General features: G+C 35.3%; 20 protein-coding genes. 13 read left to right on the plus strand and 7 right to left on the minus strand.

Features of this window, described 5'->3' with window-relative positions; all coding sequences use genetic code 11:
• Positions 1 to 31 precede the first annotated feature (31 nt).
• Complete coding sequence (locus FDO66_RS01120) at positions 32 to 865, plus strand: Cof-type HAD-IIB family hydrolase (RefSeq protein ID WP_141430555.1); 834 nt, start codon at positions 32 to 34, stop codon at positions 863 to 865.
• 176 nt (positions 866 to 1,041) lie between these two features.
• On the opposite strand, the gene manZ is transcribed toward FDO66_RS01120, so the two are convergent.
• The 6 genes from manZ to FDO66_RS01150 all read right to left on the minus strand — a co-directional run bounded on the left by manZ (position 1,042) and on the right by FDO66_RS01150 (position 8,778).
• A complete protein-coding gene (manZ, locus tag FDO66_RS01125; RefSeq protein ID WP_141430556.1) occupies positions 1,042 to 1,914 on the minus strand; it encodes a PTS mannose transporter subunit IID in 873 nt (290 codons plus the stop codon).
• Between the two features lie 205 nt (positions 1,915 to 2,119).
• Positions 2,120 to 2,935, minus strand: a complete 816-nt coding sequence (locus FDO66_RS01130; protein WP_141430557.1) for a PTS mannose/fructose/sorbose transporter subunit IIC — start codon at positions 2,933 to 2,935, stop codon at positions 2,120 to 2,122.
• 60 nt (positions 2,936 to 2,995) lie between these two features.
• Positions 2,996 to 3,469 carry a mannose/fructose/sorbose PTS transporter subunit IIB gene (locus FDO66_RS01135; RefSeq protein ID WP_141430558.1) on the minus strand — a complete coding sequence of 158 codons (474 nt, stop codon included), beginning with the start codon at positions 3,467 to 3,469 and terminating at the stop codon, positions 2,996 to 2,998.
• Positions 3,469 to 3,897 carry a PTS sugar transporter subunit IIA gene (locus FDO66_RS01140; protein WP_141430559.1) on the minus strand — a complete coding sequence of 143 codons (429 nt, stop codon included), beginning with the start codon at positions 3,895 to 3,897 and terminating at the stop codon, positions 3,469 to 3,471. The genes FDO66_RS01135 and FDO66_RS01140 overlap by 1 nt, the downstream gene beginning before the upstream one ends.
• A gap of 336 nt (positions 3,898 to 4,233) precedes the next feature.
• Positions 4,234 to 7,065 carry a sigma-54-dependent transcriptional regulator gene (locus FDO66_RS01145; RefSeq protein ID WP_141430560.1) on the minus strand — a complete coding sequence of 944 codons (2,832 nt, stop codon included), beginning with the start codon at positions 7,063 to 7,065 and terminating at the stop codon, positions 4,234 to 4,236.
• Between the two features lie 189 nt (positions 7,066 to 7,254).
• Complete coding sequence (locus tag FDO66_RS01150) at positions 7,255 to 8,778, minus strand: FAD-dependent oxidoreductase (protein ID WP_141430561.1); 1,524 nt, start codon at positions 8,776 to 8,778, stop codon at positions 7,255 to 7,257.
• Between the two features lie 231 nt (positions 8,779 to 9,009).
• Between FDO66_RS01150 and desB the strand changes: the two genes are divergently transcribed.
• The 9 genes from desB to FDO66_RS01195 all read left to right on the plus strand — a co-directional run bounded on the left by desB (position 9,010) and on the right by FDO66_RS01195 (position 17,095).
• Positions 9,010 to 10,080 carry a Delta(10) desaturase DesB gene (desB, locus tag FDO66_RS01155; protein WP_141430562.1) on the plus strand — a complete coding sequence of 357 codons (1,071 nt, stop codon included), beginning with the start codon at positions 9,010 to 9,012 and terminating at the stop codon, positions 10,078 to 10,080.
• 519 nt (positions 10,081 to 10,599) lie between these two features.
• Positions 10,600 to 10,947 (plus strand): lmo0954 family membrane protein, encoded by a 348-nt coding sequence (locus FDO66_RS01160; RefSeq protein WP_141430563.1) that lies wholly within the window; start codon positions 10,600 to 10,602, stop codon positions 10,945 to 10,947.
• A 16-nt stretch (positions 10,948 to 10,963) separates the two neighbouring features.
• A complete protein-coding gene (locus FDO66_RS01165) occupies positions 10,964 to 11,605 on the plus strand; it encodes a PspA/IM30 family protein (RefSeq protein WP_141430564.1) in 642 nt (213 codons plus the stop codon).
• A 255-nt stretch (positions 11,606 to 11,860) separates the two neighbouring features.
• Positions 11,861 to 12,595 carry a cell wall-active antibiotics response protein LiaF gene (gene liaF, locus FDO66_RS01170; RefSeq protein WP_141430565.1) on the plus strand — a complete coding sequence of 245 codons (735 nt, stop codon included), beginning with the start codon at positions 11,861 to 11,863 and terminating at the stop codon, positions 12,593 to 12,595.
• Positions 12,592 to 13,641: a sensor histidine kinase gene (locus FDO66_RS01175; RefSeq protein WP_141430566.1), complete on the plus strand. Its 1,050-nt coding sequence runs from the start codon at positions 12,592 to 12,594 to the stop codon at positions 13,639 to 13,641. Before liaF ends, FDO66_RS01175 begins: the two co-directional genes overlap by 4 nt.
• Positions 13,634 to 14,266: a response regulator transcription factor gene (locus FDO66_RS01180; protein ID WP_141430567.1), complete on the plus strand. Its 633-nt coding sequence runs from the start codon at positions 13,634 to 13,636 to the stop codon at positions 14,264 to 14,266. Before FDO66_RS01175 ends, FDO66_RS01180 begins: the two co-directional genes overlap by 8 nt.
• A 292-nt stretch (positions 14,267 to 14,558) precedes the next feature.
• Entirely contained in the window at positions 14,559 to 15,884 is a 1,326-nt protein-coding gene (locus FDO66_RS01185) for a polysaccharide biosynthesis protein (protein ID WP_141430568.1), read from the plus strand.
• An 84-nt stretch (positions 15,885 to 15,968) separates the two neighbouring features.
• Positions 15,969 to 16,502 carry an RNA polymerase sigma factor gene (locus tag FDO66_RS01190; RefSeq protein ID WP_141430569.1) on the plus strand — a complete coding sequence of 178 codons (534 nt, stop codon included), beginning with the start codon at positions 15,969 to 15,971 and terminating at the stop codon, positions 16,500 to 16,502.
• A 92-nt stretch (positions 16,503 to 16,594) separates the two neighbouring features.
• Positions 16,595 to 17,095 (plus strand): cupin domain-containing protein, encoded by a 501-nt coding sequence (locus tag FDO66_RS01195; RefSeq protein WP_141430570.1) that lies wholly within the window; start codon positions 16,595 to 16,597, stop codon positions 17,093 to 17,095.
• A 53-nt stretch (positions 17,096 to 17,148) separates the two neighbouring features.
• Here FDO66_RS01195 and FDO66_RS01200 read toward each other — a convergent pair whose 3' ends face one another.
• On the minus strand, positions 17,149 to 18,063 hold the full coding sequence (locus FDO66_RS01200) for a DMT family transporter (protein ID WP_141430571.1): 915 nt from the start codon (positions 18,061 to 18,063) through the stop codon (positions 17,149 to 17,151).
• A gap of 110 nt (positions 18,064 to 18,173) precedes the next feature.
• Between FDO66_RS01200 and FDO66_RS01205 the strand changes: the two genes are divergently transcribed.
• From FDO66_RS01205 to FDO66_RS01210, 3 genes are all read left to right on the plus strand, one after another.
• On the plus strand, positions 18,174 to 19,595 hold the full coding sequence (locus tag FDO66_RS01205; RefSeq protein WP_258535524.1) for an aminotransferase-like domain-containing protein: 1,422 nt from the start codon (positions 18,174 to 18,176) through the stop codon (positions 19,593 to 19,595).
• Between the two features lie 199 nt (positions 19,596 to 19,794).
• Positions 19,795 to 19,953, plus strand: coding sequence for a hypothetical protein (locus tag FDO66_RS20655; protein WP_181444397.1), 159 nt, complete (start codon positions 19,795 to 19,797; stop codon positions 19,951 to 19,953).
• A gap of 157 nt (positions 19,954 to 20,110) precedes the next feature.
• Entirely contained in the window at positions 20,111 to 21,052 is a 942-nt protein-coding gene (locus tag FDO66_RS01210) for an ABC transporter substrate-binding protein (RefSeq protein WP_141430572.1), read from the plus strand.
• The last annotated feature ends 218 nt before the right edge of the window (positions 21,053 to 21,270 follow it).

Raw genomic sequence — 21,270 nt, forward strand, 5'->3', positions numbered from 1 at the left:
CTCTACACCTAAAGGTAAGGAGAGATGGAAGATGGGCTATAAGCTTGTTTTCAGTGATATTGATGGTACATTGCTTACTTCAAATCATGAAATTAGTATAGGGACTTATCAATCTATCCAAGAGCTAAAGAAAAAAGGTGTGCCTTTTATTTTAGTGTCAGCTCGAATGCCAGAGGGGATTCTTCCTTTGCAAAAGGAATTAGTTATTGATGATCCAATCGTATGTTTTAGTGGAGCACTTGTGTTGGGAGCTGCTCAAGTTGATGGCTCAAGAGAAGTGATTTACAATATGACGATGAATACTGAGGATGTTGAAAATATTTATTCCGCCATTACAAATCGATATCCTTCTATTAGTTTTTCTGCTTATAATAAAGAGTTTTGGTACGTTCCAACTATCGACAATGAATGGATTATTCAAGAAAGAGAAATAGCAAAAACGCCTGCTAAGGTTTTTCATTTCGATGAGGAAATATATCCTCCAGTTAATAAAGTACTTTGTATGGGTCCACCAGAAGACATTGCTGCTTTTGAAAAGGAATTAAAAAATCTGATTCCAACGATAACCGTCTATAAATCTAAGCCTACTTATCTTGAAATCATGGCTGAAAATGTAAAAAAATCTTTCGCTATTCATATGTTGGCAAAAAAGTATCAAGTTTCAAGAAAAGAAATTATGGCCATTGGCGATAATTTTAATGATATGGATATGCTTCAATTTGCTGGATTAGGAGTGGCAATGGGGAATTCTCCAAATGAAGTAAAGGCGACTGCTGACGTTACAACTTTATCAAACGATCATGATGGATTAAAAGAGGCTTTATTGCAATATTGTTTAAAGTTTCATGATAGTAAAAATCGATAAAAAATCTATCAAAATCGATAAAAAAATTAAATTTTCGATAAATATTCAATAGAAATCGATAAAAAATTTAGAAAATCGATAAAAAACCTAGCTTACTATTAAATTTCAAAATAATAATATATTTGAAAACGCTCCCAATCCAATGCTGGAGTGGGAGCAAAGTGGCTATCAAACTATTAAGCTAAAATATGAGCCCAGTAGCCTAAAATACCGATAACGAAAATTCCTAAAATGATATATAAAGGGTTGATATTTTTTTTCAACAATCTTGCGACAAGGAAAGTAAGTAATAATGGGACTAATCCTGGCATTAACTGATCAAGAACACTTTGAATTGTAGTAGTTGTTGTTTTTCCTGTTTGGTCAGTCAATTCAGCAATAACAACTGGGATATTAACATTTGTCCATTTACAAACTAACGCACCCATTACAAACAAACCAAGAATAGAAGCACCTTCGGTTAATTTTTGTAAGCGGTTACCGCCAAGTTCAGAAATAATTTCCATTCCTTTTGAATACCCGTAGCGAACACCATACCAAACCACACCTAAACGAATTACATTAAATACGACGAAAAATAAGAGTGGACCAATAATGTTTCCTGTTAAAGCAATCGTTGCACCAAGTGCACCTAATACTGGTCTTAAAGTACCCCAGAAGATTGGATCACCAACACCAGCTAATGGTCCCATTAATCCAACTTTTACACCAGCAATCGAGCTATCTTCAATTGGAGCGCCATTTGCTTTTTTCTCTTCCATTGCTGCGTTCACACCAAGAATAGGAGCTGCTAAAAATGGCTGTGTATTAAAAAACTCCAATGCTCTTTTTAATGCATTATTTTGTTCTTCGCCAGATTTGTAGAGTCTTTTAATTGCAGGAATCATAGAATAGCAATACCCAATCGCTTGCATTCTCTCAAAGTTAAAAGAACCAAGCAGTAAATTTGCCCGAATAAACATTTTCGTTAAATCTTTATTTGTAAGTTTTGTTTGTTCTGTTAATTGATCAAAGTTTTCGGTAAGATTCGAATTTGCATGTCCGATCATAATAATAGCCTCCTTTTCTAATTTAATAAGGAATTTATATCTGTAGTTAGAATACTGTCTAGCTCCAGTGCCTATCGACTATCAAACTTCAGATCTTCTCCCTACGATAAGTCAACATCGATTCGCTGTCGCTTATCGTGTTTCCTTTATCTCAGTCGAAGCTCCTCCAGTTTGTACGTCGATGATCAAGGCGCTTCTGCTTTTCTTAATCATCTAAATCATCATCAAGGTCATTATCTATAGAACCGTGATGTGTGCTAGCAAGAGCAAGGGCAGGTTGTTGTTTAGTGCTGGAATATTTAGGATGTAATTGAATATAAAAGATTGCAGCTACAAGTCCTAAGACACCAAAGGCAACGAGATTGAAATTTGTAAAAGCTGCAAAAACAAATCCAAGGAAGAAGAAAGGCATTAAATATTTTGCACCCATCATGTTAATGATCATGGCGTAACCAACAATAACGACAATTCCTCCACCAACCTGCAGACCTTTAGTGATGACGGTTGGGATAGCATTAAGCATTGCTTGGAAAGAATTTACACTGATTAATGCTACAATTAAAGTTGGAATCACAACACGTAAAGCTTGTATCCCGAGACCAACGTAGTGCATCAAATCAATTCCTCTGAAATTTCCCTCCTCAGCATATTTATCGGCCCTATGCTGAAGACCAATTGTTAATGTTCTTGCAAAGATTGTTAATACTTGACCAGCTGCGGCAAGTGCGACTGCTACAGCAATTCCTTTCCCAATACTTTGATTGGCTGTAATGACAAGAATGGTAGAGATAACAGAAGCCATTGCTGTATCAGGGGCCATTGCAGCACCGATATTCATCCAGCCAAGAGCCATCATTTCTAAGGTTCCCCCTAGAATAATACCTGTTTTGACATCACCTAGAACAAGCCCTATTAATGTACATGCGACTAGAGGTCTATGGGTTTGGAATGCGTCTAACACACTTCCCATACCGGTAATCGCTGCAATCAGTAATACCAAAATAATCTGTAAGGTAGTCATGCCTTATTCACCTCTCAAAAAATTTGATTAAAAATACTTACGGTTTATGTTGTAATGCGCTTACAATTTTGTCATTAAATCAACTTTAGGATCAGTAATCGCATGTCTGATCTCTAGCTTAACATTCAGTTCATTTAATCTTTTAAATGACTCAATATCTTTATTATCAACATTGATGGCATTTGCTAATTGCTTTTTCCCTTCTTTAAAGCTCATTCCTCCTACATTGACACTTTTAATGTCAACACCGTTTTCAACAACTCTAACAATGTCTGTAGGATTTGTAAAAAGAAGCATTGCTTTTGTATCACTGTATTTTGGGTTTTGATAAACTCTAACCATTTTATCAATTGGTATGACACTTGCTTTAATGCCTGGTGGAGATACTGATATTAACAAGGTTTTTCTCAAATTGTCATTTGCTACCTCATCAGATACAACGATAATACGGTCACATTTTGCTTCCTTTGACCATGATGTTGCTACCTGCCCGTGAATAAGTCGATCGTCGATGCGAACTAATGTAATATTCATTATAAATCACCATCCTCACTGATACTGCTAGCTGTTAAGCTTTGTTTTAATGTTCGAACTCCTTCGGTTGCTGTTTGACGAATGCTCTCAACTAAATCTATTAAACTAGAATAATTTCTTTTATCAAGGCATTCTAATAGCATAGGCATATTTATACCTGTAATCACATCCATTTTTTCATTTTCTGCGGCGATAAGTGCCGCTGCATTAAATGGGCTACCTCCAAATAAATCAACTAGAAAAAGGGTTCCATCATTTGAATCTAATTCATTTAAAGCTTTTTGATATTTCAATTGAAGATCATCGGGTCCTTCTCCTGGATTAAATGTAATTGACGAAATATTTTCTTGTTTTCCAAAAATCATTTCTGCCGATTTTACGATTTCTCGAGAGAATTCACCATGAGTAGCAACAATTAGAGCAATCATACCTTTCACCTCCTTGGTTTTTTTTCTTACACTATATTAATAAGCAAGTACCGTGCCAAGTTTAGTATTAATTTTAAAAAATTTCTTCTTTTCATTCGTAAACCTTGTAATATAAACGAAATCAATAGGAAATTTTTTTTGTTTTCATTCGTGATCATTTTTAAAGAAAATGGATATTTGATACACTAAGGAAGAAAAAAAGAAATTGACCAAATGGACAACTTCTTTTTTAATACACTAATTTATTCTTTTTCAATTTTGATACACTATTGAAGTCATTTTATCTAAAAATAAAGCACTTACATTTCCAATTGAGTAAAAACAAATACAGATACCTTATCTACTTAAAAACTTTGAAGCATTTTTTTCGTTTGTATTGTTAAATTCTTCAGAAATTAAATCTATAATAAACAGTAGCTCGTCATCAGATATAGTAATATTTAGTTGTTCTTCAATGATGGTGAAAGCAGATTTCACTCTTTGTAATAATAGATATTTTTCATTGGTTCTTTCTTGCCTGTACTGTAATTCATTTTTGATTATCGATCTTTCAAGTGCAAAAGCGGTATGCAAAACAATGCGAATAGTTGTTGTATTTTTAAAATGGACATCCCATTCTTTTTCTAATTTTTTGCAATATAATAACAAGCTTGAAGTGGCACGAAATGGATTTAAATAAAGTAAAAAATTTTTCAAACTATCTTCGCATAAATTTTGAAGAATAATATTCGAGTGATTTCCGTTTGAATCAATGGATCGATTATTAAGAACTTGATTTAAAACTTTTTCCCCTTTTCCTTCAATAAAGTCTTCAAGGGATATAAAGGGTGCCTCAAGGCGCGGATTTTTGACCCCAACGGATGCTACAATCGTGTATTTATTTTTCAGATTGGCTACCGTTTCCTTTAATTTGAATGTTGATACTGGAAGTATTGTGATTGGTGTATCTGTGATTTCATCGATATACGCTTTGATCATTTCTTTTAACTTTTGAGCTGTTCCTTCCCCAGTTGAGCAGATGGTCAAAATAGCTTTTGGATGATCCGTGACCGGTTCAACTCGTGTCTCCATCCATTCATGATTGCTTTTAAGGGAAGAATAGATTGAATGTAAGTCCATTTCAAGGAAATGAGCCTTTCTAACCGCATCTAAAACCAAAGGGGTAGAGACCATATCAATAGCTTTTACCTCAACTCCAGATTGCTCTTTAATTTTTTCCTCAAAATAATACAAGGAACCCATATCGACCAACATAAGGACCCCTTCACCTCTGTTCATTTCTTGTACAACTTTAATAAGCTTACTTAAGATTTCGTTAAAGCTCACATCAAGCGGCATATCAACAGCTTGAATGTTATAATCTCCAAGTAATTCCTTTGTTACATCTACCATTGAGCTTGCTGTACTATTTCCATGAGCAGCTACAACAATTCCGACTTTTCCTTTTTTATTCAGTTCATCTGCTGAAATGAGAAGAAGCGCTAAATACATCACTTCGATATCTGGAAGGCTAATCTCTAATTTATCATCGATTATTTCTTTCATTTTTAATGCCACTTGATACTCTTTATTATTTTTTTTCATAAGATCATATAGATCATGAAGAAGAGGCAAATCTTTTCTAGATCTGTTTTTACGTTTTAAAAAACCATCGATGTGCAGGCTAATAAAATAAATAAATTTGTCATTAAATGTCCGATTTAACATGCTTTGAGACAAAGATCTTAATTCTTCGGCCAATTGAAGAACCTTTTTATCAACTAATTTTGAAAGCTTAAGATTATTATGCTTCACTACCTGCTGATAAAAGCTTTTCACATGCAGTTTAATATCTGTTGTGACAAACTTATTGATTTCTTCACGGGCAACTCCTTCATCCTTCAGCAGACTTGCCTTATCTTCAATGATTTTGTACATATCAAAGGGAAGATCATAAACATCATCTTCAATTAAATCTTGATTGCTTTCTCCGGTAATAATGGAAACAGTATCGACAAACTTCGCAATTTCCTCATTTTCAATTCGATTACGAGAAAGGAGGCTAAGGCCTTCCTTCATTTCTTGAGGAAGTGTTTTCGCATTTAGATGTACAAAAGGCTCTTGAATGCTTTCGAGAAATCCCTGTGCACAAACAAGCTGAATATTTGATTTTAATTGACCGATATTTCCATAGGTAACATTGCCGATTAACGCTCTTATGACATCTTCATGTACTTTAATATTTTTATGAATACGAGCGGCTTCTTTAACAAGTAAATATTTCGTTAATTCTACTTTTTCCTTCACTTGTCGTTCATGAAAGGAAGGCATGGTAATGGTGATTGGAATCCGTCTTAAAAAAGTATTTAGAAAAGATGAGGTTGGATCTTCTGTCGTTGCTCCTATTATCAGTACATTGGCTTTTCGGTTTCTTTCCGTTTCTCCCAATCTATTAAACTCTCCAGAATCCATAAAATAAAAGATCATTTCCTGCCCTTCAGGAGGCAGACGGTGTACTTCATCCAAAAAGAGTATCCCGCCGTGTGCTTTTTCAACCAGCCCTTGTTTGTCTGAGCTTGCATCTGTAAAGGCACCTTTCACATGACCAAAAATTTGTGAGATTAATAGTTGAGGGTTATGGTAATAGTCTGCACAGTTAAAAACAATAAAAGGTGATTGCTTATTCATTTTCTCAGCATAAATTGCGTAGTTATGCATCATATGTGCAAATAAGGTTTTACCTGATCCGGTTGGACCTAAAATTAGCGTATGAAGTCCCTTTGGAGGATAGACGATGGCAGCCTTTGCTTGCTCTACCTGTTTTTTTAAGCTCCCTTCACAGCCAATTAACAATTTAAAAGGATTTTCATCGTGTAGATGTGCTGAATTTACCCTTGGCTGATACAAATCATTTAATGAGTGAATTTCTAATATCGATCGGTCGATCATATTGCCAAAATTTTTTTTAATGACCTGCCGAGGAATATAGAGAACAGGACGTTTTTTTATTTTAATTACTTTTCCTTCACGAACAAGATTATTTAACTCAAGGCTTACATTATTTCTTAGAATATCTAGATCGTCAGCAAGATCAAATGCTGAAAACCCTTCTTTTTTTAATAGCTGCTCTTTATTTAGTTCATCACATTTTTCCTCTAATCGCTGATAAATCCGTTCAATTCTTTTCATATTCGTCACCTCAAAATTAGAAAGCTTTTACAGAATAATTGAATGGGAATAACTATTTATATGTATATTATATCCTATGGAGTAAAAAAGGTGGATTTTAACACTATTAAAGATGAATCTATTGTTTTTAAAAAATAAAAAAAGGCTGTATAAAAGAGCTGAGTTTGTCTTAACAGCCTTTGAAAAGCATTATTCGAAATCTAACGTTTTAAGTGGTTTTATAGCAGGCCCTTCTACTACGTTTCCGTCATAGGAAAAGCGAGATCCGTGACATGGACAATCCCACGTTTTTTCTGCATGATTCCATTCACACTCGCAGCCTAAATGAGTACAGGTTGTATCGACAATGTGCAGTTTACCATTAGGTTCTTTGTAGGCTCCTGCTCTTTTGCCATTCACCATCACTACTGAACCCTCATCTTCCGATAAATCATTAGGATCCTTTGGAACAAATTCAAGTTTTCCTTTTAACAAATTTGCTGCTACATCAGCATTTATGCTAATAATTTTTTTGATGTTAGGATCAGCCTGAAACCTTGAAGGACTGAAAATTTCTTTATATGGATTCTCTTTTTCCATAATCATATCTGTTAACAAAATAGCTGCTGTTGTACCATTTGTCATTCCCCATTTTCGATAACCAGTCGCAACAAGAATGTTTTGATTATTTGAGGTTATTGGACCAATATACGGCACTTTATCCAGGGTAATAAGATCCTGGGTAGACCAATGATAAAGAATTTCGATTGACTGAAATGTATCCTCTGCAAATTTTTTAAGTTCTTGGTAATGAATCATTGTATCGATGTCCTTACCTGTTTTGTGATTCTCACCGCCCACTAGTATTAGTTTTTCTCCATTCCTATTTGTATATCGAAGGGAACGTGTTGGTTTATCTGCACTTATATACATGCCTCCAGGGTAGGATTGATTAGACTTAATCCCTAATACATATGATCTTTCTGAAAACATTCTTGCAAAATAAAGTCCTTTTTTATCATAAAATGGAAAATGCGAGGCGATGATGATATGCTTACTTGTTATTTTATGACCGCTTTCTGTTAAGACAGAAGGATTTCTTCCTTCCTCAATATCTACAGCAGCTGTTTGCTCAAAAATCATTCCTCCTGCATGTATAAATTCCTTCGTAAGAGCTTGCAAATATTTTAAGGGGTGAAACTGGGCTTGATTTTTCATGCTTATTCCATTATTTATGTCAATATTAAATGGAATTGAATGAACAAATTCTCCTTTAATTCCAAGCTTTTCATACGCTCTCCATTCATTTTCAATTTTAGTTACGTATTGATCAGAACTCGTATAAATAAAAGCATCCTCTGTAGTGAAATCGCATTGGATTCCTTTACTATCAACATTCTTTTTTATAAACTGTAAGGCATAATCAGAGGCTTCGTAATATAGCTTTGCTTTCTCTTCTCCAAAATGGGCTATTAATTCATCGTAAATAAGCCCGTGCTGAGCGGTTATTTTCGCGGTTGTGTGTCCAGTTGTTCCATTCAGGATCACTCCGGCTTCCAAAATAGCAACTTTGAGACCTTCTTGTACGAGTAGATAACCAGCAGTTATTCCAGTTATCCCTCCTCCAACAATGGTCACGTCAACAGTAAGATCATGAGATAGTGGATCAAACTTAGGAAGATCTATTTCTCTCCAATAAGGCTTCAGAGATTGAAGTGGATTTAAATTAGTCATAATTTTCCTCCTATTATTGATTTGCTTACCATACCATTTTTCCATAAAAAAGATTTTGTATACTAGAGCCATTTGCAACCACATGTTATTACCTGGTAATAATATGTGGTTGCAAATGGCTGCTTATACTGATAACATTAAGGTCATTCTTATTATTAGAAAGACGAAATAATTGTTAATAATCTGAAAATAAAAGTGAGGATAAAAGCTGATATCGAGAGGAGATTTACGTTGAAAGAATTTCATAGTTTTGGTTGGTATGCAGCAAAAATTGCTCCTTTACTTCCTAAAGAATATTTGAAACCTGTTCCTAGTCGTTTATGGGGAGGGTTTGCATATTTAATTGTGGTAATTATGGGGATTTTAATGATCAGTATAACTGATTTACACCCCATTATTAATATAGTTGTTTCAGTAATCCTTGGAACAAGCTTTGCTTCGCTAGGATTTCTTGGTCATGAAATTCTACATGGGACGATTGTTAGAAAAGCCTGGATACGAGATCTGCTTGGAGCAATTGCCTTTTGGCCGTTATCGACAGGTCCAAATTTATGGAGAAAATGGCATAATATGAATCATCATGTCCATACACAGGATGATCATAAAGACCCTGATGCGTGGCCAAATATAGAGCAAGTTGTTGATAAACCTTTTTTAAAGTGGATATATAAAATTCCTTTTCCTATTCGTGCATGCGCAAGTTTCTTGTCATTAGCAGTCCAATTTTCTGTGCATTCTACAATGATGTTTATGTTGTATATTAAAGAATTTAAGCCAAAGAAAAAACCAGCTGTTTGGATTCAGTTGATTCTACCTTGGGCAACATGGATTGGTTTATTATTTGTCATTGGTCCTTTGAAATGGCTGTTTGCCTTCTTACTGCCACTATTAATTGCTAATTTAATTGTCATGGGTTATATCTCTACAAATCATCGCTTAAATCCGCTTGTGCCGGTAAATGATCCACTGGCTAATAGTCTTACAGTAACCGTACCGAAATGGGTGGATGTCTTACATTTTAATTTTTCTTACCATACTGAGCACCATCTATTTCCGGCAATGAGCCCTAAATATTACCCAATTGTGAAAGAGCATATTAAAAAAATGTGGCCTGACCGTTACCATGAAATGCCCCATTTTAAAGCACTAATCGCCCTTTGGAAAACGCCAAGAGTATATGATCAAAATACTGAATTAGTGGATCCTCGATTAGGAAATGCTTATGGTTCACTTGGAAATGGGTTAGATCCAGAAAATATTCAATCTCGTCAGGTCAGAAAAAAGGAAGAAAAGAAGAAATAAAGATGCTACAAAAGATTGCTTGGAAAGTCGAATGTTAAAGAATGGGGCTGTCCGAAAAGTCCCTAAAAAGTAAAAACAGCTAAAGAAAAATGATCCATTTTTTTCTTTAGCTGTTTTTTCGTTTGTAGTTTTTTCAGGAAAGTAGCGAGGCGAATGCCTGCTACTTTCAGTAGATTGTTCTGATCCCTAGGGTCAGATATTTTTTTGTTCAAGGATAAGAAAGTATAAGTTTTCTGAAGTCCGACTAGTGTCTAGCTACAGCGCCTAGCCCTTGTGAAAAATAACCTTTTGTCTCTAAAAGTGAAAAGCACCTTTTGAGCCAAATGAACATTTTACTTCAGGGCTGATCAAGGCGCTTGCGCTTTTCTTATTAGAGACATTTTTCTTAGCTGTGTTTAAAGGTTTAAAATCCTCCCTATTATCCATACGTCTCAGGTCTTAGAAGAAAATAAAGCTCTAGCTCGTTATGAAGAAGCTTTATTCTAGGTAAGATGAAATCAAGAAAGGAGGCAACGAAAAATGAAAAAATTTGGGTTGTTATTAATTGGAGGTATTGCAGCAGTCGTGCTTATTTCTAGCCTAGGTCATTTAGTAGGGCTACTCGTTAGTTTAGCGATTCTGTATTTTGTCTTTAAACAATTTTTAAAAGCTGAGAGCACATTTGGAAAGATTGGATGGGGGATCATCGGTGTAATCGCATTGATTGCCGCTGCAACAAATGCACCTGCAATCCTGGGTGCAGTCGCTGCTTATATCTTATACATTGTCTATAAAAAATGGAATCGTCTAGGAAAAAAAACTAAGAAAGAAAATGATCCATTTGTAAACTTTGAAAAAGAATGGTCTAACTTACAAAAACATTCATAAAAGGAGAGAATGAACGATGTCAAATTTATTAAAAAGAATCAAAGATACAGTGTTAGCTGATATGCATGAAGCTTTAGATCAAAAAGAAAGAAAAAATCCAATTGCTTTGTTAAATCAATACTTACGTGAATGTGAACAAGAAACTGAAAAGGTAAGGAAGCTGTTGGAGCGTCAATATTCTTTAAAAGATGAATTCACACGAGAATACCAATTTGCCAACGATTTAGCCGTTAAACGGAAAAAACAAGCTGATGTCGCATCGAAAGCAGGTGAAACAGAGTTATATGAATTTGCTTTACAGGAACAGACTCAATATGAAGAACGAGCAGCTTATTTAAAGGAATCACTAAAAAAAGTAACACAGCAGCTTGGAGAGCTTGAACAAAAATATGAAGAAATGAAGCATAAGCTAAAAGATATGAATATTCGTCGTCTAGAGCTTATGGGACAAGAAAATGTAGCGAGAGCGCATCATCGAATGAATCAAGTGCTTGATAAAGATACCAATCAATCCTTTTCACGCTTTCAGGAAATTGAAACGTATCTAGATCGTTTAGAACAGCAAATAAAAAGCAACTATTACCGTGACACCATTGATGGAAGAATTGCTCAATTAGAAAAAAAGATGAAAAAAGAAGAATTCGATTCTATTTCGTAAACCAAACATGTTATTCTAAAAAGGCGTGGGAAACTGCGCCTTTTTATTAAAAGCGAGAGCGCCTTGCAGCCCCGACAAGCATTAATAAAAGGTGTTCTTTAAATTCAATTCTGGAGTGGCTAGATCATATAGGAATTAAGCACTGGCCTATTAAGTACGCCACGGCCTTATGTCTTCATCGACACTCGTACATTCTGACACAAGTCTACTTTAAAAAACTTTCTTATTTCAACTGTCTAGAAGGGAGGATTTCCAATGTTAAACAAAATCGTAAGCAATTATCTCAGCCTAGTCATATTGGCAGGGGGAATTCTTCTGTTGCTAGAGTTTTTCTTTTTTAATAGTGGAGTTATTTTTTCCCTTCTAGTAGCTGCAGGAATGATCTATATAGGCAAAAAAAGGAGAACAAAGAAGATAGGGAAATTTCTTTTTTGGGCGGGAATTATCTTTTTAGTATTAAGCATTGTAAGTATGATTACGTTTAAATTTCTCTTATTCGCTATCCTTATATATTATGTGATTCAATTTGTTCAATCAAAAAAGAATGCAGCGAAAATTCAGCCGATTATTAAGGAACCAGAAATAAATGAACAGAAAGAACCTTACATTCGTAAATGTTCTTTGTTTCATAATGCTTATTTTGGAAAACAGCAAACGCCAGAGCATGTCTATGAATGGTCTGATGTCAATATACAAGCTGGGGTAGGGGATACCGTAATTGATCTTAGCTATACCGTTCTTCCAAAAGGAGAAACTGTTATTTTTATCCGTAATTATATCGGAAATGTTAGAGTACTCATCCCATATGATCTAGAAGTCGATGTGCATCATTCTGTTATTGCAGGTTCTACAACTATTTTTGATATACATGAGTCTAAATTGTTTAATCAAGCCATACAAGTTCAAACTCCAGGCTTTGAGACAGCAGAACAAAAAGTGAAAATCTTCACCTCATTAATTGTCGGAAATCTTGAGGTGAAGCGCATATGAGCATTTATCAAAGGCATATATTATGGGGAATTCTTATCTCAGTAGGTACCTTAATCCTTCTATCTATTTCTTTCTTTATTGTTTTTCCTCTACCAGACTGGGAAAGTCTTTGGGAAAAGGATTTAATGGATATCCCTTTTATTCTGTTTGTTATTAGTGTAAGTATTGTTATTGGGCTAATATTAGGAGCTTTTTCAGGCTTTTTTTCACGTAAGCAGCTTCAAGTGGCCGAAAATCTCCTGCAACGGGTGGAGGAAGGACGAGTGTCCTATGATGATAAGGAGCTTAATTCTTCAATGGAGCTTCACTTTATCATTGACCGTGTGATTAAGCTGCAAAATCAATTGATGGAACAGAAAAAACTTTCCCAAAAACTAGCCAATGAAAAGGCTGAGGATCAGGAGCAGCGAATTCAAGAAATGATTTCCCAAGAGAGACAGCGCCTTGCCCGTGAGCTTCATGACTCTGTCAGTCAGCAGCTATTCGCAGCGTCTATGCTTATGTCAGCGATCAATGAAACAAAGCCTTTTTCAGATGATAGAGAGACGAAGCAATTAAAGATGGTAGAAGAAATGATCCATCAATCTCAGTTAGAAATGAGAGCCCTGCTTCTGCACTTAAGGCCCATTGCTTTAAAAGGGAAGACCTTACAGGAAGGGATCGAAGAGCTTTTAGTTGAATTGTCTCAGAAGGTAACGATGAAAATCATGTGGAAGCTAGAGAATGATCCACTTGATAAAGGCATAGAAGACCACCTATTTCGCATTATTCAAGAATCTGTATCGAATACACTTCGCCATTCGAAGGCAACGACGCTCGAAGTTCTGCTTATTAAGAGAGATGATTTTATTATTTTACGTGTCATTGATGATGGAGTCGGATTTGATGTAGAGAAGAGGAAAGCCGGTTCATATGGTCTTCAAAATATGTATGAACGGGCAATTGAAATAGGGGGTTCTATAAAAATTATTAGCTTAAAAAATAAAGGAACTCGTCTTGAAGTGAAAATTCCGATGATAGCAGAAAAGGGTGGGGCAGATGATTAAAGTATTATTTGTAGATGATCATGAAATGGTGCGAATTGGTGTTTCTTCATATTTATCAGCTCAACCTGATATCGAAGTGGTTGGTGAAGCCGATAATGGAAAAACAGCGATTGAAATCGCTCTTGCCTTGCGCCCTGATATCATCTTAATGGACTTAGTGATGAAGGAAATGGATGGCATAGAGGCAACGAGGAATATTATCGAAAGATGGCCTGAAGCAAAAATTATTATTGTGACTAGCTTCTTAGATGACGAAAAGGTTTATCCTGCATTAGAAGCAGGGGCTACAAGCTATATGCTGAAAACATCGAAAGCAAGTGAAATCGCCAATGCAGTGCGTGCCACTTTTCATGGGCAATCCATTCTTGAGCCAGAAGTCACTGGAAAAATGATGATGAAAATGAGACAAAAAAATAATCATGAACTTCACGAAGAGCTAACAGGTAGAGAAATGGAAATTTTATTACTTATGGCAGAAGGGAAAACAAACCAAGAAATTGCAGATGAATTGTTTATTGCTTTAAAAACAGTAAAAACACATGTTAGTAATATATTAAGTAAGCTACAGGTTCAGGATCGTACGCAAGCGGTCATATATGCCTTTAAGCATTCAATTGTAAAATAAAAATCATGATACATAAACGGAAAAATCAGATGGAGCTCCTCTCCATCTGATGGGCGTCCTCTTTAAAATACGTTTTAAATTTGTCTAACTAACTTTTTATAAACTTCTTTTATCCCTTTCCAGCGGGATTCGCTTTTAGAGTGAACAAATTTTCTTCGCTATCCTAATCACAAATATATAGTCACTATTTTTAAACAAATAAAATAATCTCATGACTTGTCTCATATGTTTTAAAAACAAAATAAAAAGGAAAGAAAAGACTGGTTTTCCTTTTATGATAAAGGAGAGAGTTATGAGCTCGTTTTATAAGGGTACTTTTTTGTTAGTCATCATGGCTTTTTTTGGCGAGTGTATCGAGTTTATTGTCAATATGGTATTAGCGAGAGAATTGGGGGAGCATGGGCTGGGGATGTATATGTCGATTCTCCCTACGATTTTTCTAATCGTGTTATTAGCCAGCTTTGAGCTTCCTATTTCCATTTCAAAATTTATCGCTGAAAAGGATAAGAAATATCACCTAAGTATGCTAAAGCATGTGATTCAATTAACGATTATGATTACAGCAATCTTAATGGTTGTAACGATTTTTTCGATGCCTTTTATTTCGATATTTGGTCAATATCACCGTTTATTTAGATGGCTCGTTCTATTCATGATCCCAATCGTTTCTTTTTCATCAATTGCTCGTGGATTTTTTATGGGAAAACAGCAAATGGGGAAGATTGCTTTAGCTAATTTTTTAAGAAGAATTATTCAGTTAATCCTCTTGGTCTTTTTATTTCAATGGTTCCAATTCGATATAGAAACATCTGTTTTAATTGCATTTTGCACATTGGTCGGAAGTGATATCGTTGTTTTTCTTTACTTAATTCATATGTTCTTTATTCAATATCAGCAGCTGAAAAAAGACCCTCAGAAAAGCTTGGGAGGAAAAATCATTCGAAACAATTTAATGGCCGTTTCGATTCCAACAACTGGTTTAAGAGTATTTAATTCGTTAACCGCGGCTTTCCAGCCTTTTTTAATAAAAGCTGCTCTGATTCATGCTGGCTTAACGCAAACAAGTGCTACTGAGCAATTTGGCGTGCTTGCAGGCATTTCGATGTCGTTAGGTTTTTTCCCAGCCTTTATCGCGCATTCCTTTATGATCATGCTCATTCCTACTGTTTCAAAAGCATATGCAGAAAAAAACCTTGATCAAATGCAAAAGCTGCTTCAACAGGTGATTATCTTAACTTTCTTGTATGGTGGCCCTGCTGTAGGTGCTTTATATATTTTTGCAGAACCTTTGACGCTTTTCTTTTTTCATTCGACAACTGCTTCATCCTATGTTGAACTACTATGGCCTTATTTTCTATTCCATTATTTTTCTATCCCGTTGCAAGCATTTTTAATCGGACTTGGTTTAATGAAGGATGCTGTTTTGCAGACGATATGGTCAACCATTCTTTCCTTTACAGCTATGTATATCCTTGGATCGATGACAACCCTTCAAATGGATGGAATTATCATTGGAATGAACCTGGGTGCTTTATTACTGACTACCATGCATTATTTAACTATTTGCAGAAAATTAGGCTTCTCGGTATGGATGTCGCCTATTAATCGTTTTAATTAATATTTTTTCAAAAAAGTGTAGTGGTTGTATAAATGGTTTCGTCTATTGTTATAAGAAATCATTGGAAATGGAAGGAGAAAAAGGATGTACCCTCAAAAAAGCAAAGAAAATAGCCATTCTGAAAGAGAGTTTGAAGAACTTGTACAAGAGCATGGGGCTTCCTTACTTCAATATATAATATCTTTAGTAAGGCATAAGGAGCTAGGTGAGGATCTCTATCAAGAAATGTTGATTTCCGCGTACCTCGGATTTTCATCATTTGAGGATAAGACTAAATTTAAAAGCTGGTTATATAAAATAGCTTTAAATAAATGTAGAGACTACTGGAGAAAGGAAAAATCAGCGAAGCGTTTTTGGGAAGAAAAATTATATTTATATACAAATGAAACACAAGTCTCGCAACAGACTGAGGAAACGGTATTAAATCGATATGCTCAAAAGGAAATGGTTCAAACGGTTAGCGAGCTGCCAGATATTTATCGTGATCCTATTCTTTTATTTTATTATCAACACCAAACCTTAATGGAAATTAGCAGAAAAACCAATTTACCTTTATCAACCGTTAAAACAAGATTGAAACGAGGAAGAGATCGTCTTAGACCTAAAGTATTAGTTTAAAGTGGTTATTTCATTTACATGTATTAAGTAAACACAGTAATATTAAAAATAAAAACGAAGAATAAATGAGATGAAAGAATAGGGTGATAACCGTGAGCATACAAGATCCTCAATATTTTATTACATCACTGGGCTTGGAGCCTCATCCTGAAGGCGGATATTTTAGAAGAACATATGAGTCTGATTTAGTGGGAAGCTTTAAAGGAAAAAGAAAGCTTTATACAAGTATCTATTTTTTATTGAAATCTCATGATATTTCACATTTTCATCGCTTACAATCAGATGAATTGTGGTATTATCACGCTGGAAGTCCACTTACGATCCATTTGATTCATCCGGATGGTCAATATGAAGAAATTAATCTTGGAATCCATTTAGATCAAGGAGAAGCACCACAGATACTTGTACCTAAAGGATGCATATTTGGTTCTACAGTGGTAAAGGAACATACCTTTTCTCTTGTCGGATGTATGGTTTCCCCCGGATTTGAATACGAGGATTTTGAGTTATTTGCACAAGAGGATCTTTTAAAGATGTATCCACAGCATGAGGAAATTATCAAAAAAATGGCTTATAAGCAACTGCCAGAGTAAATAAGGTGTCTAAAAAATATGTTGCCTTTTTAGACACCTTCTATTTGCATTTGTTATGAGATGGTTTGAGGTTTGACACTTCTTCTCGTATTTATTAGTTTATCAAAGTTTACAAGAATCAGGCTAAATAGAATGAATAAAGCTCCAACAATCATAGATAATTGCAATGTTTCATGATAAAAGATAGCACCTATGACAAGAGCGATAACAGGAGATACATACAGCCATGTCGTAGGGAAAAATGCGTTTGTTTTTGCGACCAATAAATAGAAAATCGTATGTCCTAGCATTGAGCCTGCAATAATTAAATAGATTAAAGAGCTGATAGCACCGAAAGAATGTAAATCAGAAAGGCTTCCTTTTTCTATAAAAAAAGAAAATACAAATAGGAAAACCCCTCCATATGTCATTTGCACTGCATTTAAAGCAATAGGTGAATATTGATTGAACTTCTTAATGACAGAGCTTGAGTAAACCGTTCCGATACAGTATAACAATTCTCCAACAATAATAACTCCACAACCAATCAACCAAAAGCTATTCTTTTCAATTGATAGCCCTGGTAAGAACAGAAGGAAAACCCCGATAAAGCCTCCAAGTCCACCGAATATTGTTAATCGATTCATTTTTGCTTTTAATATGACACCTTGAATGAATAAGATCATAATCGGGCCTGTTGCTGATAAAAGAGCCGCGATTCCTGAAGAGACATATTTTTCTGCCCAATATAGAGCAGAAAAGGTTCCAAAGGTTAGAAAAAAACCGGTAATCATTAATTCTTTTTGGAAAAGAAGCTTGAAATTTTTACGATCCTTAAATCCGATGATCATATAAAGGATCATTCCAGCGAGAAAAAAACGGATTCCTGCTGAAAAAATAGGTTCTAGCCCTGCATCAATGCCAATTTTGATGGCTAAAAAGGTTGTTCCAAAAATGGCACACATCACAACATATAATACGATAATCATAACTAACTCCTCCTTGTGATTATCATAAATAATTAGCAATAGAACAGATTATTTAAAATAGAACAGTTTGATTTTTTTCCTTTATAATGGAATAAAGGAGGGATAAAAAATTGAATAGACTACAATCGCTTCCCATAAATCGTATTCCACTTTTTCAACAAGTATATGAATATGTACTCAATCGAATCAGAAGTAAAGAATGGACACCGCATGATAAACTACCTTCGATTCGTATGTTAGCGCAAGAGCTACAAGTTAATCGCTTAACTGTATTTAAAGCTTATCAATGCTTACGTGATGATGGATATTTGTATGTAAAGGATAAGTCAGGTTATTTTGTTCTGTCACAAAAAGGAGAGAAGGTTGATCATGCTCATCCGATCATTCATTCCTATATTCAAAACAGCTACTTATCAGAAATCCATCAATTAGAGGCCAATTATCAATTTTCTACTGCTGTTATTGATCCTCTTCTTCTTCCAAATAAATTTCTATCCGAGGAAGTAAGAAAAATATTTGACCGATATCCTAAACTGCTCGGTACATATGCCCCTGTCCAAGGGGATGCTGAATTACTTGAGGAGTTATCCACCTACTTTTATCAATATCATCAGCTGCATGTTTCAACCAAAAATTTGGTCATCACGACTGGTGCGCAGCAAGCCATTGATTTGATTGCAAAGGTCTTTGTTCATATGCACGATTATGTTCTCATCGATAGTCCTACGTATAGTGCAGCTATCGATATTTTTTTACAACGAGGTGTGCATCTTTTGCCTGTAGAAATACACTCTTATGGATTTGATCTAGATAAAGTGGAAGAGCTGATGAAGCGCCATAAGCCCAAAATATTTTATTTGAATCCTACTTTTCATAATCCAACAGGCTATACGGTTCCAAAAGAACAGCGAAAAAGATTAGTAGAACTAGCCGAAAAATATCAATGCTTAATCGTTGAGGATGATTCATATCATGAAATTTATTTCCATGAAACGCCTCCTGCCCCTATTTTTCAATATGATACGGATGGCTATGTGGTGTATGTACGCAGCTTTAGTAAATACGTTGCTCCGGGCCTAAGAATTTGTACGATGATTGCACATCCCTCATTAATCCAATGGTTATTAAAGGCTAAAGCGCTTGCGGACAATGGAACCCCTCTTTTAAATCAGAAGGCATTTTTATTTTTTTTGACATCTGAACGCATGCATAGGCATATGGAAAAGCTAAGGATCGCTTTGCAAATTAGAAAAGAAGTAATGGAGGAGGAGCTTCAAAATACTGGATTGTCATGGATAAGCCCATCAGGAGGATTAAATTTATGGGTGAAGTTACATGAGCAGATTGATATGACCTCAATGCTTCAACAAAGCATTCAACAATCCGTATCATTTGTCCCTGGCCGCATTTGTGATCCAGGGGGCAGGGATCTTCCTTATATACGTTTGAGTTATTCCTACTTAAATGAAAACCAGATACGCCAAGGAATCCATATTTTTAAAAAGGTATACAGCTCATTAATAAGAGATTAAGAAAAATTTCACAGCGAAGTTTAAAGTTCTAGGGCTTTCTGTTCGGAAGGAAAGTCCTAGAAGATGACGACAGAAAAATTTCATACTGAGAGATCGATTTCTTCTGAACGAATTCTTTAAGAAAATAAGTATTGATCTTTTATATGATAATGATTATCATAATCATATAAAAGGTGTTTTTGGTAGTGTCAAAAGTTCTATGAAAAAACAGATTATTGTTCAAGCTAATGCCAAAAGAAGTTTTCTGACCGCCACAATCGCTCTTGACAAACACGCCAATGGTTTGACTTCAGGTTATCAAGGGCGAAGGGAACAAAAGAAAACATACCAAATAAGCCCTTGGTTCTTTCCATTTTAAACCATTGGCAAGTTCGGTTTGTCAAGAGTTCGCTTCGCCGATTGCTGATTTAGGGCTCTGCTAAACAAAAAGTTAGGCTGTTTGTTCTACAATCCATTGTTGAGCTAAACCGATTAGTTTTGCCCATCGCGCAGGCATATTCACTAGGGGGAAAAAGATGAAAAAGATACGCAATATGGTTTCTTCTATTACTATAGTACTAGTCGCATTAGTACTGAGTGCGTGTAGTAGTGGAGTAAAAGATGGAGCCGAAGATGAAAATAAGACAGTGGAAACTAGGAAAATTACTCACGAATTAGGAGAGGCGGAGGTATCCTTAAATCCGAAGAGGGTAATTGTGTTAGAACAAGGCTTTACCGAGGTCGTCGCAGCACTTGGAGTAAAGCTAGTTGGGGTAGCTGATGATAATAAACCAGAGCGTTTACCTAAAGAAGCATTAAAAAAAATCGAAGGCTATAAATCTGTTGGACAAAGGTCGCAACCGAATCTTGAAGTGATTCGTACCTTGAATCCTGATTTAATCATTGCAGATTTAGACAGACATAAAAATATTTACGAAGAGCTAGAAAAAATTGCACCTACTGTTGTATTAAAGAATCAGGATGCTACATATACAGATACCGTTGACGTAACTAAGAAAATTGGGGAAGCACTTGGGAAAAAAGAAGATGCAGAAAAATTAGTTGCTGATCATAATGAGAAGGTTAATGGCATTAAGAATCAATTAAATAAAGAAAAATCTGTATTATTTGTAAGTGCAGGTGATGAGGGTGTTTTTGATGGCAATACATCATCATTCTTCCTGCCATCCTTTCTAACAGGTTTGGGAGTCAATTATGCTCTGCAGGATGAAAAAGAGGTTAGTAAAGAAATGACGGTTGAACAAATATTAAAGCTTAACCCAGATATTTTAATCGTTTCAATTAACGAAGAAGAAGCCTCAGTAAAAGAAAAAATGAAGGACGACAAACTCTGGAATCAATTAACGGCTGTTAAAGAAGGAAAAGTATTTGAAGTAGATCATAGTGATTGGTCAAGAAGAAGAAGTTTGCTTTCAATAAATGAGATAATTCCAGACTTAGAGAAGGTGATAAGGTGAAACTTCCATCGGTAGGGGTGTTTGATGGTTAGAATGTGCTAGATTATGCAACACGAAAGGATGTCACTCTTTTGTCTATCACCCATTCCCCCGCTGTTGGTTAGTTGAACCAATCACGCTCATATATGCCACATCCTGTGGCATTCGCCTGACTAGGACGTCCTGTCCGTCTTCGAGCTTTTACGGGCAGTTATTCCCTACCTTCGTTTCTCTGGGGA

It is taken from the genome of Bacillus sp. 03113 (genome assembly GCF_006546985.1).
Taxonomy (GTDB): Bacteria; Bacillota; Bacilli; order Bacillales; family Cytobacillaceae; genus VATK01.

Coding starts and splice junctions, on each gene's coding strand:
- FDO66_RS01135 (WP_141430558.1), bottom strand. CDS start 3,469: ATGAATATTACATTAGTTCGCATCGACGATCGACTTATTCACGGGCAG.
- liaF (WP_141430565.1), top strand. CDS start 11,861: ATGTTAAACAAAATCGTAAGCAATTATCTCAGCCTAGTCATATTGGCA.
- FDO66_RS01120 (WP_141430555.1), top strand. CDS start 32: ATGGGCTATAAGCTTGTTTTCAGTGATATTGATGGTACATTGCTTACT.
- FDO66_RS01210 (WP_141430572.1), top strand. CDS start 20,111: ATGAAAAAGATACGCAATATGGTTTCTTCTATTACTATAGTACTAGTC.
- FDO66_RS01150 (WP_141430561.1), bottom strand. CDS start 8,778: ATGACTAATTTAAATCCACTTCAATCTCTGAAGCCTTATTGGAGAGAA.
- manZ (WP_141430556.1), bottom strand. CDS start 1,914: ATGATCGGACATGCAAATTCGAATCTTACCGAAAACTTTGATCAATTA.
- FDO66_RS20655 (WP_181444397.1), top strand. CDS start 19,795: ATGAAAAAACAGATTATTGTTCAAGCTAATGCCAAAAGAAGTTTTCTG.
- FDO66_RS01190 (WP_141430569.1), top strand. CDS start 15,969: ATGTACCCTCAAAAAAGCAAAGAAAATAGCCATTCTGAAAGAGAGTTT.
- FDO66_RS01140 (WP_141430559.1), bottom strand. CDS start 3,897: ATGATTGCTCTAATTGTTGCTACTCATGGTGAATTCTCTCGAGAAATC.
- FDO66_RS01130 (WP_141430557.1), bottom strand. CDS start 2,935: ATGACTACCTTACAGATTATTTTGGTATTACTGATTGCAGCGATTACC.
- FDO66_RS01175 (WP_141430566.1), top strand. CDS start 12,592: ATGAGCATTTATCAAAGGCATATATTATGGGGAATTCTTATCTCAGTA.
- FDO66_RS01160 (WP_141430563.1), top strand. CDS start 10,600: ATGAAAAAATTTGGGTTGTTATTAATTGGAGGTATTGCAGCAGTCGTG.
- FDO66_RS01145 (WP_141430560.1), bottom strand. CDS start 7,065: ATGAAAAGAATTGAACGGATTTATCAGCGATTAGAGGAAAAATGTGAT.
- FDO66_RS01165 (WP_141430564.1), top strand. CDS start 10,964: ATGTCAAATTTATTAAAAAGAATCAAAGATACAGTGTTAGCTGATATG.
- FDO66_RS01185 (WP_141430568.1), top strand. CDS start 14,559: ATGAGCTCGTTTTATAAGGGTACTTTTTTGTTAGTCATCATGGCTTTT.
- FDO66_RS01180 (WP_141430567.1), top strand. CDS start 13,634: ATGATTAAAGTATTATTTGTAGATGATCATGAAATGGTGCGAATTGGT.
- FDO66_RS01200 (WP_141430571.1), bottom strand. CDS start 18,063: ATGATTATCGTATTATATGTTGTGATGTGTGCCATTTTTGGAACAACC.